Origin of the sequence: Polaromonas sp. AET17H-212, from assembly GCF_002379085.1 — a bacterium.
In the GTDB taxonomy this organism is placed as follows: Bacteria; Pseudomonadota; Gammaproteobacteria; order Burkholderiales; family Burkholderiaceae_C; genus Polaromonas.
This window is the reverse complement of sequence record NZ_NBZW01000028.1, coordinates 1-14,799: the sequence shown is the minus strand read 5'-3', so window position 1 is coordinate 14,799 and position 14,799 is coordinate 1. Positions and strand designations below refer to the sequence as shown.

13 protein-coding genes are annotated in these 14,799 nt (G+C 56.3%); 1 reads left to right on the top strand and 12 read right to left on the bottom strand.

What is annotated here, in order from left to right:
• Nucleotides 1-77 precede the first annotated feature (77 nt).
• From B7G53_RS18190 to B7G53_RS18135, 12 genes are all read right to left on the bottom strand, one after another.
• Nucleotides 78-1,490: a type IV secretion system protein gene (locus tag B7G53_RS18190; protein WP_096670326.1), complete on the bottom strand. Its 1,413-nt coding sequence runs from the start codon at nt 1,488-1,490 to the stop codon at nt 78-80.
• Nucleotides 1,487-2,266: a hypothetical protein gene (locus B7G53_RS18185; RefSeq protein ID WP_141396385.1), complete on the bottom strand. Its 780-nt coding sequence runs from the start codon at nt 2,264-2,266 to the stop codon at nt 1,487-1,489. Before B7G53_RS18185 ends, B7G53_RS18190 begins: the two co-directional genes overlap by 4 nt.
• Nucleotides 2,253-4,793, bottom strand: a complete 2,541-nt coding sequence (locus B7G53_RS18180; protein WP_096670322.1) for a VirB4 family type IV secretion system protein — start codon at nt 4,791-4,793, stop codon at nt 2,253-2,255. Before B7G53_RS18180 ends, B7G53_RS18185 begins: the two co-directional genes overlap by 14 nt.
• 17 nt (nt 4,794-4,810) lie before the next feature.
• The gene (locus B7G53_RS18175; RefSeq protein ID WP_096670320.1) at nt 4,811-5,116 is read right to left on the bottom strand and encodes a VirB3 family type IV secretion system protein; all 306 of its coding nucleotides are present in this window, start codon (nt 5,114-5,116) and stop codon (nt 4,811-4,813) included.
• Between the two features lie 20 nt (nt 5,117-5,136).
• The gene (locus tag B7G53_RS18170; protein WP_096670318.1) at nt 5,137-5,514 is read right to left on the bottom strand and encodes a hypothetical protein; all 378 of its coding nucleotides are present in this window, start codon (nt 5,512-5,514) and stop codon (nt 5,137-5,139) included.
• Nucleotides 5,515-5,548: 34 nt separating this feature from the next.
• On the bottom strand, nt 5,549-6,547 hold the full coding sequence (locus B7G53_RS18165; RefSeq protein ID WP_096670316.1) for a CpaF family protein: 999 nt from the start codon (nt 6,545-6,547) through the stop codon (nt 5,549-5,551).
• Between the two features lie 263 nt (nt 6,548-6,810).
• The gene (locus tag B7G53_RS18160; RefSeq protein WP_096670314.1) at nt 6,811-7,455 is read right to left on the bottom strand and encodes a DUF4400 domain-containing protein; all 645 of its coding nucleotides are present in this window, start codon (nt 7,453-7,455) and stop codon (nt 6,811-6,813) included.
• Between the two features lie 2 nt (nt 7,456-7,457).
• Nucleotides 7,458-8,075: a hypothetical protein gene (locus B7G53_RS22595; RefSeq protein WP_141396384.1), complete on the bottom strand. Its 618-nt coding sequence runs from the start codon at nt 8,073-8,075 to the stop codon at nt 7,458-7,460.
• On the bottom strand, nt 8,072-10,030 hold the full coding sequence (gene traD, locus B7G53_RS18150; RefSeq protein WP_096670310.1) for a conjugative transfer system coupling protein TraD: 1,959 nt from the start codon (nt 10,028-10,030) through the stop codon (nt 8,072-8,074). The genes B7G53_RS22595 and traD overlap by 4 nt, the downstream gene beginning before the upstream one ends.
• The gene (gene mobH, locus B7G53_RS18145; RefSeq protein ID WP_255250075.1) at nt 10,031-11,884 is read right to left on the bottom strand and encodes a MobH family relaxase; all 1,854 of its coding nucleotides are present in this window, start codon (nt 11,882-11,884) and stop codon (nt 10,031-10,033) included. It lies immediately after the preceding gene.
• Nucleotides 11,885-12,111: 227 nt separating this feature from the next.
• Nucleotides 12,112-12,780, bottom strand: a complete 669-nt coding sequence (locus B7G53_RS18140; RefSeq protein WP_096670306.1) for a hypothetical protein — start codon at nt 12,778-12,780, stop codon at nt 12,112-12,114.
• Nucleotides 12,781-12,809: 29 nt separating this feature from the next.
• The gene (locus tag B7G53_RS18135) at nt 12,810-13,520 is read right to left on the bottom strand and encodes a hypothetical protein (protein ID WP_255250074.1); all 711 of its coding nucleotides are present in this window, start codon (nt 13,518-13,520) and stop codon (nt 12,810-12,812) included.
• Between the two features lie 119 nt (nt 13,521-13,639).
• Here B7G53_RS18135 and B7G53_RS22590 point away from each other — a divergent pair, with 119 nt between their 5' ends.
• On the top strand, nt 13,640-14,353 hold the full coding sequence (locus B7G53_RS22590) for a hypothetical protein (protein ID WP_141396383.1): 714 nt from the start codon (nt 13,640-13,642) through the stop codon (nt 14,351-14,353).
• Nucleotides 14,354-14,799 lie beyond the last annotated feature (446 nt).

Here is a 14,799-nt window from a genome sequence, read left to right as displayed (position 1 = left end):
TCTGTTCTACCAAAAGTATCACAGAAGACACGGCTGTCAAATGCCGTGGCGGACACGCTCACTGGGTTCGCCGAAAGTCATTTTTGTGGGGGCGTCGGTTGCTCCTTGGATGGTGCGTTCGCCCTGTAGGATTTTTGATACGCCCGATTCTGGGAGTTGCTGTTGAAACGAGTAGCGCCAGATGGCACTCCACTTCTCGCGTCACTGGCCCCAAGTGACGATGCACGCTGCGCACCGACAGTGCTGTTGTAGGCTGATGACACACCAGATTTGGCCCCTTGCCCGGCGGCGCCTCCGGCATAGTTCGCAGCGCGTGCACCGGCACTCTGTGTGAGGCCCTTGATCCCACTAAAGCCAGCACCACCAGCACTGCCCTGCAGGAGTCCAGTGGCGATTGAGGGCACCTGGGCCATGAATAGCGCAGCCATCACGGCCAGCAACACCATAAATCCATAAAGCGTTACGTCGGCTGTCAGCGTGTCCATGGAAGCCGTTCCCGCCGAGTCTTTTGCAATCTTTGCCGCGACCTTGGCCAGCGCTTCAAACAGCTTCCCAGTGATCAGGAACATGAATGCTGCAACCAACTTCATCATGCACGCGCCCAAAAGGAATCGGAGCCAGGAATCGAAGACCCATGACATTGGCTTGAATATCAGAAAGGGGACCATGACGGGCGCAAGGCATACGACAAGTTCCACACTAACCATTGCCATAGCCGCGGTGGCCAGAAAAACGCATCCTGCAAGCAGAACCAGGAAAATGGTGACCATTTTCATGATGTTGACAAATATGAAGGATCCGACCATGTACATGATCTTCCCGGAGAGTAGGTCAGCGGCTGACCCATCCGTGGCCGAGCTCGTGTCAGCAATCAAATAGATGCTGTTGAAGATGAGCTTCGTGGAATCCCCAAGAAGGGAAGTTAGGGTACTCACATCGGCCCCCGTGACCGATGAGGCAAGCGAGTCCATCTGGCTTACGATCTGCCGAGCGCCTCCATAGGCTGGATCGATAATCGCAACGACCACACCGGCGCCAACGAAAATCGGAACCCATTCGCCAATCAACTCGCCAATTCCCTTCCCCCCGGCCATGGTCTTGAACGCTCCCCACATCATCCCGATAAAAACGCCCAGCCCGAGGAGTTTGTCACCAAAGGACTTCATCGAAGCATTTGACTTGAGCTTTTGCAAGGCCTGATCTAGCGCCGACGTTATCTCCTGCGCCATCTGTTGCCCAGAAATTCCGCCGGTTGGGACTGTCTGCGCCACAGCCTGGGCGGCTTCCAACTCCGCACCCTCGGCCGGTGGGTTTTGTGCAGCCGTCAGGGTAGCCCCAAGGGCCAACGTCACACAAAGCAACGCGAGCAGAAGGCGTTTCCGCTTGCCGGCAGCTGCAACGTTCGCGGCGAACTGAGCAGCCTTGAAAGCAGCCCTGCCGACCAGCGAGGCAAACCAAAACCGGACTGGGCTTTCGTAAATAGTGTTCACCGCTGCATCATTTCAAGTTGCTGGGCCCGAATCGCCTTCTGTCGCTTCTGGACGAGGTCGAACTCATTTGTCGTCTTGAGCTTGTCGTTGGCAGCATCTACCTTCGCGTCCACGTCACTCTCAGCCCTTGCCATCATGGCGACCATGCGGGCATTCTGTTGGACCAGACGGTTCATCTGGTTGTTCAGTATCTTGATCGACTCGTGTTGCCCTGTTGCCGCCGAAATCGCGCTACCCTGCTCCTGAACGAACTTGTAGTCCTCGTCCACCTGCTCCATTGTTGAACGGGCGGTTTGGATCCTCAACTTTGCACGCTCGTTGCCAAGTCGCGCGTCATTTGCCGTTTTCAGTACGTAGTCCTTCCAGGACATATTCATGAGCTTCGCAGCCATCTGGTTCGAGTCAAGGTTTTGCAACTGGCTCGAAAGACTTCCGGTCAAACCATTGATGGACTGCTGGTAGTTGCGCAAGGTGTTGTAAGCCTTGTTGGCGTCAACAATGTTCCCCGCAAGCACCGCCGGGTCGACTCCCATGGTATTCAGCAATTGGTTTCGATACTGCTCGATTTGCACCATGTGTGCCTGAACTGTGGTCATCGCGGTTTCGGCCGAGTCAATCGAGACTTTCACGAGTTCCCCATTGTTCAGGAGCTGCGTGATCTCCGTGCCGCCGCCGAAGCCAGCGACTGTGCCGGTGTGGGCCGGCAGCGACATGGACGAAACGCCCATAAGAATCAGCAGATGGGCAAGGGGTGTTTTCAATTTATGCAGCAACATGTAGTACCTCTTTCACAAATTTCAGTTCCCAGCCGGGCCCGCCCCGAATGGATGCCTCGATCACGGCCTGCCGCATAGCGGGCTGGGTGGTTGCCTCGTTGATGGCAATGAGTAGCGGAGGCATTTGAGTGCTGACCAGCCGGGTGACTGATGGCTTCACCAGCAAGTAGTCACGCTTCGGAATCGCATGCGCGAGAAGATTGAGCTGGCTCTCATTGATGTCGAATACCTGGCTGTACAGGGCAGCCTGCTGGTGAACAGACGACTTGACTGCCGGCAGGAGGATCTGGCACGGGATGTTTGTAACGAAACTTCCAATGTTCGGGAGCCGAGCAAGTTCGTCCAGCGCTTGGGTCGCGAACATCACAAATGCGCGCTTCTTGCGGAACGTCCTCAACCAGTCTTCCATCTTCGCTGCAAACATCGGGTTTGCCAGCATGTACCAGGCTTCCTCGATATAGATGAGCGTAGGCGTGGTCCCGTCCAACCTGCTTTCGATGTTGTAGAAGGCGTAGTCCATAAATGGACTGGCGAGCTGAGGAGTCTGCAGAATTCCGCCACATTCCATTCCCACCATGCTGGAAAGCTGGAAGTTGTCTTCGTCGTTGTCGAAGTACGGCGCATAGGCACCAGCGCCGGCATCATCGTCGTCGGTTCTGTCCACATAAGGCGCCAGCTTTGCGGCAAGTGTTTGGTCCGCACCGGCGATGAGCGCATACAAGGCTGAGAGGCGCCACCCAGACCGATGGGAACGGCGCAGCCCTTGAATCGCCGTAAAAATTGCCTGCCCTTCAGTTGCCGAGACCTCACTTCCACCGGCTGCAATGAGCACTTCGACCCACTGCCGCAATCTCATGTCGTCGTTCGCATCGAGCATGACCCGAACGGGGTTCATCCCGATCTTCCTGCCGCCCTTGCCACCGAGATCAATGTGCTTCCCGCCCAGGAGCACAGTGGCAATCATGAGCGAGTGGTCCTTGTCGAAGATGAACGTTTGGGACGGCGTGTACTTCTGAAACTGCGAAATCAGAAGGGTCAGAAGTGAGGTCTTGCCCGAGCCGGCGCCGCCGACGATCGCCGTGTGGCCAAGGTCCGTTTCGTGAGGATTGAAGTCGTAGGAGATTCCGTAGGGTGTGACGAACCGGCAGAGTGGAGGAACGTCATAGCCAAGCAGGCGCGAGAAGAATGGGTGCGTCTTTTCCCCTGTCGAAATCGTCCTAATTGGGGCCAGATCGGCCAGATTCGCCGTCGATGCGAGTTTCCACCGCATGATGGCGTTGGCGTTCCCAGGCATCGATGTAAGGAGTGCGGAGATAAGCCCCTGGCGTTCCCGTATGATCGTGTACCCACTTGCGCGCAGATTGCTTGCCATCAGGTCGGCCGCATTCTCAGCCTCCTTCTGGTTGTTTCCGAGTGCCAGCACCGTCATGTTGTAGTAGCCGTAACTCACATTAGAGGCGGTCAGCTCGACCAGTGCCTCCTGTGCATCGTCAGCAAGCTGCAAATTTCCGGTGTTTACCTTGTCGGAGACGGTATCAAGTAGGCGCTCAGCTGCCCTTGTGAGCACAGACTTAACTTCGCTGCGGTAGAACATCTCCGCGTCCTGAATGGCCTTCTCTGCGATCGTCCGATCCATGAAGCGATAGCACTGTATGAGCACATACTCGCAGTCCACCCCCATGAGGCGATCGACGTCTCCGCTGAACGCTTCCTGCGGCGTACCCGTGGTCGACAGTGCGGCTACAAACGTACTTTTGGTCGGCCCCTGGAACTCAATCTGATCGTGCCTTCTGATCAAGGTGTCGGTTGCAAGCGCTGTGTTGAGATAGGTCATGCCCTTGCTGATGCTCACCGGCCCCCGTGGCGAAGCAAGATTTGCCCGTGCGTAGAGCTCACCGAGCATTTCGTCATCGCGCAAGCGCGAGAAACCCAAGTTCAGCTCAACGATCCCCGAGAAGGTATCAAGAATTTTCTCGAATTCGACGGTCATGTCGCTCAACTGGCCGCGCACCCTCGCGACCGCGCCTTTGTCGGTCAGTCGACGTCGAATGAGACCAGAAACGGCGGCGAGAAAATTCCCGTCATTCTCACTTACCTCGCTTCGAATCGCCTCAAAGAAGGCCTCTGAACGGTTCGGGAAATTGAAGGAAAGAAACATGCACTGAGTCACCGCCGCATTTCTTTGCTTCGTACACGCTTTCTCCCACTGCCGATCGATTGCCTGGGCGATTGGGTTCGTGAAGTCGCCGGCCGGATAGCCAGTGACAAAACGGCGCTCCTGAATTGTCCAGAGCGTAATTCGGTCATTCAGCGCCCGAAGTGCCGTTTGGAGCTGGGAAATTCTTTGGTCAACTTCGAAATCCTGCTTACCCTCAACGTCAGACCCCTCGTATGTGTATCCTGCGAGCAGAGACCCGTCCTGGCAAAGCACGAGCCCGGGAGCGACCTGCGTGAACCAGGGCAGCAGCTCCGCAAACGAGCGCGCCGCTTTACGCGGCTTTGTGAATAGATCTTCGAAGGAAACCATGTACGCCTTTTGACAAATTAGAGGGGAAGTCCCCTACCCCAACCCTTCGGCCGGGAACTGGCGTCTTCGAGCCGGGGTGTAGCGTCATAGACGTGCCCCTCGCGCAAGTAGCGCATCAAGATCCCGATGAATTGATCATCACGCTTCGAAAGCCACCTTGCGATCAGGTAGCCAAGGAAGACGATGGGAATGCCCCAGTAGCTTTTGGCTACGATGAGAAATGTGCCGACGAGCGCAAGACCCGCGAAGCTGCTCTTCTCGACCCCCATGATCAAACGGGGCCGGTGTAGGGACTGATGAAAGGGGGACGACCGGGAGGCCATACGGCGTAGCCAGGCGCAGCTTAGGACAAGCAGCTTGGAAGCTGAATGGTCCCGGTGCTCAGCAAGATGGAAACCAGGCCCTGGATGATGCCGAACACAATCGCCACGCTGATCATGCGGCCCCAGTCCATCTTGGTGATCAAGCCGATAACCAGTGTGGCAATGCAGACGACGATGAAAATCAGGATAGCAAGGGGTCCTTTCATCCACATGGCAACTTGACAGCCGACGCCTTCAATAAACGGCATGCTCATTGATTGAGCCATCGCTTCAATGGGAACCGCTGACAAGAGGAAGGCCGCCACCATGGCACATGCGATTGCGACGGACGCATTGTGCTGTCCTTTCGGCGCTGGTGCCTTGAACATGCTGGCGAGGCGGCTGATTGATGCTTTCATTGGGATATCTCCAGGGTTTTCAAAAGGGAAACTGTTAAAAGTGCTCAAGGGAGTAGTCACCACTCGCACGATCGAAACCGTGTAGGCGGCAAACCTCGGAGACGGCGCGCTTACTGCCCTCTCGCTTTATGTAGAACATCCACTGCAACGTGTCGGCGATTGCGACACGGATCGCCTCATGCGGAATGCCCATGTCCGCCATCAGCACGAGGTTCTCCAGTCGGCCGAGCGCGCGACTGGCGCTGTTCGCATGGATCGTTGCCGCGGAGCCTGGATGGCCAGTGTTAGCAGCGTCCATCCAGTCATAGGCTTCGGGTCCGCGAAGTTCACCCACAATCACGCGCTTGGGGGCGTATCGCATTGCTGTTCGAACGGCGCGGCGGGCAGTCATGCCCTGCTCATCGTCACATTCGACCAGGACAGCATTCGGGGAAGTAATCTTGAGTTCGTGGACTGTCTCAATGACGAAGAGCCGCTCCTCCTTTGGAACCATGCTCAATGCCGTGTTCATCAACGTCGTCTTCCCCGACCCGGTGCCGCCCACGATAAGAAAGTTCTCCTTTGCTGCAATGGCTTGCGCCATAAGGTCAGCGTACTTTTCGGAAATCACGCCTGACGCGACATATTCCTCAATGGAAAACACACGGGCGGCATGCCGGCGAATGCACATCGACGGTCCGTTTACGGCGACAGGGGGAAGCAGCGCCTCAATTCGAAAGCCGGGGAGCCTGGCCGACAACACGCGTTGTTTCGATTTTTCCCCCACCTCTTTTTCCATCAACCCGGCGATCAGAGTAATTGCGGCCCGAATATTTGGCGCGCTCAGCTTTACTCGGACCTTTGTGTCCTCGCCGTGCTTGGAGATGAAGACGTCGTCGGGCCCGTTGATCATGATTTCATTGATCTCGCCATCGGCGAAGTACGGCCGTAGGACGTCCAATGTGTCCATCAACTGAGCGAGAACCCGCTGAGTATTCCCAACGCGAGCAACCTCGTTCAAGGATCTGTCGCCGGTGGGGTTCGCATTTTGCATGCACCCTATTCTGTTGATAGACAGGGAATTTCCGTCCCGCTCAACGCATGGAAACTGGCTTGTTGAGCGACCGCGTTATGAGAGCGCCCGGGCTACTTACAGGAAGGACGGCGAATAGGCGCCATGGTTATGAGCGCTCGCCATGCAGCAAGTAGTTATCGCCCTGACTCAATACGCCCGGCCGCCGGCCCGTCAGGTTTGCCCGAGATAGGCGATGACACTTGCCGTTGGAGCGGCAAGGCCAGTTGTCCGAGCCATTTGCCTCAGCGCCCGAAGAGCGGCTGCGTGTTTGATATCAGTACCGAAAGCGGGATGGCAACAATTAAGGCCCAAGCGGGGGCCAGGAGGGGGGAGATGCTGAACGGAACGACTAGGTATACCAGAGGTAAGACGAGCAAGGGGATGACCAGAAGGCTCGCGAGAGCAAAGGTCGCAGGCCTAAGTGCCCCGAACTCAGCACGCTTGATTTTTCTCTGCATAAATCCGTCGTAGACCGCAGCAAATAGAAGAGGAGCAAGGATCACAAACCAGACCATCACTATCGCAAACCGCATCGCCATGACATACGCCTGCAACATCAGTCCCTGCAGATAGCTGTTGTACATGGATGACATGGCTATGCCGACAGGTCCTGCCACCCGTCCCCCAAGGTCGCGGTCTTCCTTTGAATGCTTCAGTCCGTTTGCAGTCTGGGAGATCATCCCGAGGGGAGTTCCAGTGAAGATTCCGGAAGCAAACCCAACAACCCTGACTGCGACAGTTTCCCCCAATGCCTCCCTCGTCTGGTGTATCTCGGATTTTACGAACTGCTCCATACTGGAGCCGGAACGCATCACCGGCCCGAGAAGGAACCCCACGGCGATCACACCGAGCCAAAAGCCAATATGCTGGCTACTTTTGACGGCCATGGTTATCCTCGCGGCGCCAGGAGTTCAAGGTAACCAGCATCGACGGGATCGTCGGTAAGCCGCGCGATTAGGTGGATTCTCAGACCGGCTACTTCTTCCACAGTCGGCTGTTCCGCAACCAGAACGGTCTCCAGCTCCTTCATGCCGTGGGCTAGTGCCCACGAGTGCAGCGGCTCAGAGAAGTACCGCCACCGAAGCAGCTGCCCATCCGTGTTCTCGCCATAGACCGCCAACCGGGCAACCTCTGCAACGCAATTGGCAAGCCAATAGAGATAAATTGCAACAACGCGGCCCTCATACGATTCGCCGCGGCGCACAGCAGCGTCGACCTTCGTAACTGCATTTTCAATCGCACATGCGAGCAGCGAGTCGCCTGCCAATGTTGGCCACATTGGGGTCAGCAGCACACCGAGGCGCTCTGTCGCCGCCCTGAGCTGCGGGTGATGGGTCCAAAGCGAAAGCGCAACAGAAGCGTATGCTTTTCCATCAATGGTCGCATCGAGCCACGCGCCCGGTGAGGTTTGCGAGAGGCCGCTGAGCGGCCAAATACCCGAGCCACCTATACGAACTCCTCCGCCAGAAGTAGCTTTCGAACGATCGAAATTGATCACTTGACTCATTGTTTTTTTACCTTCGCATCTTCGAGGATTACCGGTATCCGGCCTTTGATCAGTTCGCCACGGTTGAATATGCCGATGTAGTGCAGATCCGGTAGTGAGGGTAAAAGACTCTTCGGGAAAATCTCCATGACAACGTCTTCTGCCTTGTCACTCTGGTTGGACGAAAATTCAAGGCCGGCATCTTCTGTTTTGGACCCAATGCCGGAAGAGGAGCTGCGCACAGTAATCGCGGTTTCACCCAACTTGTCAATGATCAGCTTCATGGTGTCCGGATCCTGGGTTGCACCAACGATCATGTTGTTCATGTTGCCGATGAATCGCCTTGCACGGGCTTCGTTCCCACCGAATTTGTCAACAAGGTCAGAGAATGTTTGCCCGAGCGCCCAGATGAAGAAGCCAGCTCCCCGGCCTTTGTTCGCCTGCTGAATCAGCGGCGCGCATGCTGCATCGCCCCACTCGTCGACCACAACATGCACGCGCCGCGGTTCTTCTCCACGATCTGAGTCGAGCCCGTGGTTGTATATCTCTGCAGCCACCGAGGACATCTCGGCAAGGAGCATTGTCGACATTGCCTTTCCGACCGATTCATCTGCCAGGGTATCGGTGCCCATATACAGAATGTGGTTTCCTTCAACGAGACGCTTGCCGTCCATGATTGGCCTTGTGTCGGCAACATCCTCATAGTCAGGGGATAGGAGACCCTTCAAGTCATCCGTCGTGAGCTTGGTCAGCAGGGGGGTGATACTGACGATCATTTTCCCGAACCATTCCTTATTGGCCTCAAGGATGGAAACCAGGCCTCGGACCTCTTCCGGCTTGACAGGAATTCCAAGCTTCTGCGCGTCCTCTGCGGTTTCAGGAACGTCGGATTGGAAAACCTTGATCATCGCGCTCAAGGTCGGCGAGCTTGTTTCAACCGCATTTTTGCTTTGAGGCCGCTTTCCTGCCGCATTCGAGGCATTGATTTCCTTCTCGATTGCTTCAAGGAGCTGGGGGCATTCTTCATTGAAGAACTTCACAAGCACGGCTTCCGCCATCTTCTCGACCGATACCCGCGACTCCATTGCAATTTTTAGTGAGTAGAGGCTGACACGGCGTCCGACATACTTCATGCCGTTGGTGATCCGGTGCACGGCCATCCAGCAGAATTCCTTAAAATTGTCGGCCTCCTGGGCGTCCAAAACCATCGTTATGCGGGACGCAACTTGTGATACCTGATCCCAGTTCTTGATGAGGTCCAGGCGCACGGATTCTGAGGCGAACGCGGGATGAATCATCAGGAACCGCTCAGGGTGCCCAGCAAGCCGCGCGGCCTCGCGGCAGATTTCGCGAAGGTCTCGATCCCCTTTTGGATCAATCACGATGACAGTGTCACCTCGCATCGCAAGCTGGAATATCACCAGCGCGGCCAGACGTGTCTTGATCGCGCCGGTTGTCGCAATAATCGCGCAGTGCCCTTTGAGCGAGTCGAAGGGCAGGAAGATGTCAACCTCCTTCATATCGAGCCCATGGATCCACGGCAGCCCCTTTGCCTTAAATGGGTTTTGCTTCAGCTTCGTCCACTTGATCCACCAAAGGGGCGGGTACACGTCGACAAGATCCCGCTTCATGATTTCGTACGCGCGCTGAGTATGGCGCGGCTCCCATCTATATCCCCAACCGAGCCACAGGTTGTTGCCCATGTCCTTCATCGCCTTTTGAAGGGTGCTTGTTGGAATCACACGCACGTCCTTGCCGGCAAGGGCAAGCTTGTAGTTCAGCAGCCGTCTCGCGCCAACCATCCTCAACATCGCCATCGCTGCGGCCAGCGCCGCAGAAGAGATTAACGTGACGGTGGTTGCGTTGATGATGAGGGCACATAGGGCCATCCAAACCGCGGCTACGAGCCACGCAATAGTGGAACGCGCCTCATAGATCGGCCGCAATAGTTGCTCGAATCTTTGTCCATTTGCCATCTAGAGTCCCAGCTTCTTGCACCCATAGCGCGAAATAACAATTGCCTCGCGCGGTTTCGACGAACCCTCGGGTATCGCGACCTTCATGATTTTGAGACCAGGCGTCGCTGGTGCGGTGTAGACCAGCCCGGCGACGGCGATCTCGTTTACCCAGTCCGGTATGTTGCGAATCATTGAGGACAAGAGTTCAAAGCTGATGGCGGCCCCGTTGTCCGTCATCCGCATCGTCGTACTGTCCTCGCCTCGCTCGCGCCATGTCTTAATTACCTTCCCAAGGAGCTCAACTGAAAGCGGGGTCTTCATCTCCCTGCGGATCTCTTCTGGAACCAGATCGCTGAACTTGATTTCCGGCGCCTCTTTTACCTTCCGCTGGTCCTCAGGGGCGCCGACGGGCACCGACGTTGCGTTTGCCGATGGATTTCGACTAGCATCGCGGGCACCAGTTTTGGAGTCACTGGCCTCCGCCTTTTCGGAAGGCGCGGCTGCCTCCTGGTAGTTCGTGCCTTGATCCGAAATTCGCGCATCGCCCTCCTCACGCTTCGATAGAACGGGCACCGGTGTGCTGGATCCGACTGGCTCATAGTTCAAAATTTCACCGGACTCCTGATCAATGGACGTGCCTTTTGACGAAGGTAGTTGGGGAGCTGCGGCGCCATCATCAGGTTGCACTTGAGGCTGTGCTGCCTGCGCGACTCTGCGTTCCACCACCGCGATTGGGTCGGCCGCGAGTACCGCGACAAGAGTCTTTGGTGGCGACTTCTTGTAGTCGGCCGGGTCATAAGACTCCATCACCGCGAACGGGTTCTTCAGCTTAAACGCCGGGTGCAGATTGCCTTCAAAGTCGACCACCTCGACCTGCCCACTGTCGTCGCCACGCGCCGTGTCAAATATGCCCGCGGCTTTGAGCAGATCGGCCAGGACGGACGGGGAGGATGGCCAGCCCTCGTGGCCGTCAACTTTGCCCTGCTTCACAATATCGTGGCCCGCCTGTGGCCACACCAGGTAGAGCCCGGCAGCGTCCACAATGAACGGGAGGCCGTTGGGCACCCATTTGCCGGCATCCACGAGGGCACGCATCGCACCGACAAGATAGGGCGTTAGGTGGGTGCCGATGGTCAGGCGTCCGTAATTCTCGGGCATGCGGGCCTCTTCTCGAGTCCTCACCTTTTGCCACATCGTGGCGATGACGTCACGGGCAATCTTTGCAGACGTATCAGCTCCGCTGACGACTTCGAATAGATCCCGAATCAGGTGCGTCGAGCCATCCTCCAACCACGCCAGGTTGTCCGGGCCGAGGATCTTGTGGAGAATAGATGCCGTGTACGGCGAAGGGCCAATTTGGCCTTGCTCAGCCTTGTCCTCGGGCCAGAACACATATATCCGGTCGGTGTCACTCGCTAGAGTCCACTCCACAAGGCTCTGATGATGCTTCTGCCATGTTTCGCCGCGAGCATTGGTCACGATCATTCGACCTAAGGGCTTCCCAATCGGATAGAAAAGCGCCGCGGCAAAGCAGAAGTATCGCCATCGTGGCTCTAGCTTGTGCCGCCGCTCGACACTTTCGGCACCGGTAAAGATCCGCCCATCGGAAGCCTGGAAGCTGAGAAACGCCAGCTCGATTGAAGCGCAAAACAGCCCGCCTTCTCCGGAGAAAAGGCCCGACGATGTGGCGGGAAGCGCACTGATGTGTTCTGCGAGTCGCTCGAGGGGTTTGATAAACCTCTGGTCAAAGTGAGCATCACTTGTGGCGGCGTGAAGCTTAAGGCGGCCTAGAATTTGTGAGTTTCCGTTGAGGAGGTATTCGGCATCACGGATCGGCAGTCCCGGATCGTCAGGGGGGTAGATATTTTTCACCCGCGACACAGGTAAGGTCGCCCGAGCAGGCTGGCGGGCAGCGGCGGGAGTGGGTGATGGGCGTCTTAGGAATGTCTTCTGAAACCAGCTCGAAATCATCTATTGATTGTGCTGGGAGCGCGATTTATAGTTCGTCGCTCTACGAGTCGCTTTTAGGCCATTGAGCCTAAAGGATGTTCAATGACTGCCGGATGGACGTAGCGCCTTTCCAGTGCGGTCGGTCTCACTTACGATGCAGCACGTAGCGAATAGCAGTTGTCAGTAGGCTTGCGGCCGAGGAGTTCCGCGAGTTTTCGCCGTGACGATTCGATGCTTTGCTGATGAATGGCGCAGACGGGGCAAGTCGGCCGCACGTTGGATGCCAATGTCCAGACGAACCGCGAAGAGCATTCCTGGCACGTGTGCACGTCGACTACACGATTTCTTACCCCGTCAATTAGCACTACGTAGGTTTCAAACCTCACCCGCGCGTCATCGGGATTCTCGTACAAGGCCGACCTGTACTGAAGGTAGACCTCAATTCTTTTGTCGAGCGCTGCGCCCAAATTTGTCTCGGCCTGAGATGCTGCACCGGGGCCATTGGCGCCATAGTGCAGGTTGACCAAGTAGGCCGCGTCGTACTTATCCACCAATTTGCTCAGGAACCCTTTGGCAGTGTAGGACTGCCCAATCCCCCTCGGCCTTGCTATGTCGCGCCCCATTGCAGCAACGCGCCGGTCCACCGCATCCTTGAGCCGCTGCGGGCGCACGTCAGTGCCAGTAAGCGATTGAATCAGCTGCGTACGCTGGGTGAGTCGGATAAGGACTTCGAAACGCTCTTCCCATCTTGGATCGTCAAAAAGATTCAACCGGTTTCTTGCGGCCAGCGCGCGGCCCATTGCGATATCTTTGCTCATAGTTTGCTTAATGTTCGGCTCGTGACCGATCAGTGGGAAAGCGGGTGATTGCGGCGGGTAGTTGCCGCAAGCACAGTCCGTTCGCGCGAAGTCAGTTTCGACATCGCAGCGATGGTGAAGAATTCATCGGTAGAGGCTGGGATCAAGCCCACGGCCGGATCAGTAGCGACAGCGTAAAGCTCTCTTGGGCTGTGCCGTGAGAAAAAATTGGCCTGGGCCGAATTCAGGTCGTACAAAATGCGCCCCTGCGTATGCGAGGTTCGCAATGCGTCAAGACGGGTGACAAGCGCCAAAGCGGCCTCTTCCAGGCACTCTGCCTCAAAGTTACTCGACGGGAGAGCCTTACGGAAAACACCGTCAGACGACACGACCGGGAGTCGCAAGCTGAACAGTGGCATGCGGCAATCCGCCAGGTCGACCACTTGCTCTTCCGTAAGAACCGAGAGAATTCTGAAAAGCTCGCGCTGCCCTGGGAACCACCGATTCATTATTCGCGGATCGTCGATGGGATCGACGGTGGCAGCTTTCCAGCGCCGCATGAGCGCGAAGGTGTTTTCATCAAGAATGCTTCGCTCAACCGTAGGAAGATGCATCGTCTGCGGGTGAAGCGATGCTCCTGCGAAAGTTGAGTTACTTTTGGTCATAGTTGAAACTGGAACACACAAGCCGCGTGTATTCATTACGGCATCTTCACCCATATTTTTAACCCCTTCGCGTTGAAAAGAAACGAAAATTGCCAACAAATCTCCTTTTGAGCACCGCTTTGGGCTCCTTTTATGGGTAAATCGGCTGTAATCCGTTATAGAGTCAACCTTTTGTACGATGGCGGCGTTGGTTCGGAGTTGTAACGATCTATTCAATGAATTCTTCTTCTGAAACCTCCCCAGACGCTCTCGGGCGCCGGTTTGCCAGCAGACTGCAGGCAATCCTTGACCAAATGCGCTATCCGGCCACTCCCCTTGATCGAGCGCGAATGCTTTCGCAAAATCTCGCCATTGACGAGGGCCTGGCTTCAACCCTCCTCAACGGCCTGATGCTTCCCGACTGGGACCTGTTTCTGGGAATTTGCTCACTTACCAAATGTCAACCTGGATACTTCCTGGATGACTCTCTAAATCAATATCCGCCTGAAACACGCCTTGTCAAGCCACTTACCTCTGGGGAAAACATTGTTGTGCGCATGCCCCCAAGAAAGGGCAGGTCGTGGGGCCCTTCGTCAGCCGAATGGACATACCTCAGATCAAAAGATGCAATGGGTTTTGGAATTCAGACGGACGACTTCGTGGTTAATTTCAGTGGACCAGCCGACGCACAGCATGTGGCTGTCGACAATCTCTACCTGCTAGGGGTCCGGAACCGATATGAAGTTCGGACCTGCATCGAAGTCGCAAATGGGCGTGCCGTGATGGCAGGGCCGCGGGCCAGCACGGACTCGGCTGAATTCCTGATCCTGCCAATAACCAGCGCGTTAACCGTCGACAGCGATCGGATGAATTCTTCCGGAATTCACCATTTCGGGGAGATTGCCTCCCTCCTTCGCAGCCCGGACGGGATGTTGGCCACGCCTCACTGACCAGACCCGCCTCACTGCCGCAACTTGCCGTGCGCGCTGTGGTGGCCAGAGCAATCGGGATAGGGGGTGAGTCATTGTGACTCACTCCCCTCCCACACCACCCGGCATGCGGGTCCGCACCGGGCGGTTGGAATAGTTGAGGTCATGCAGACGGTTGCCCTACTGCACACCTGGTTTCACCGATTCGGGTTCGGCGAGATCGGTTCCCTCGCTGCCACGCCCTTGCAAGCTTCACCTGCTCCGGCATTGTGACGAGCTTCACTTTCGTGAACATCTGAGGCACTCCTATCTCGATAACCGTAAGCGTCTGGCCGTGGCATCTTGAAGCCGATCAAGCTTTATAGGAGCCTCGTGTCCACTTAACTTTAGGTGGACACGTGCACACTATCTCCAATGAAACTGGCGTTCGCGCTCCGCGTCGCCGCAAACACAGCCCCGAGTTCAAG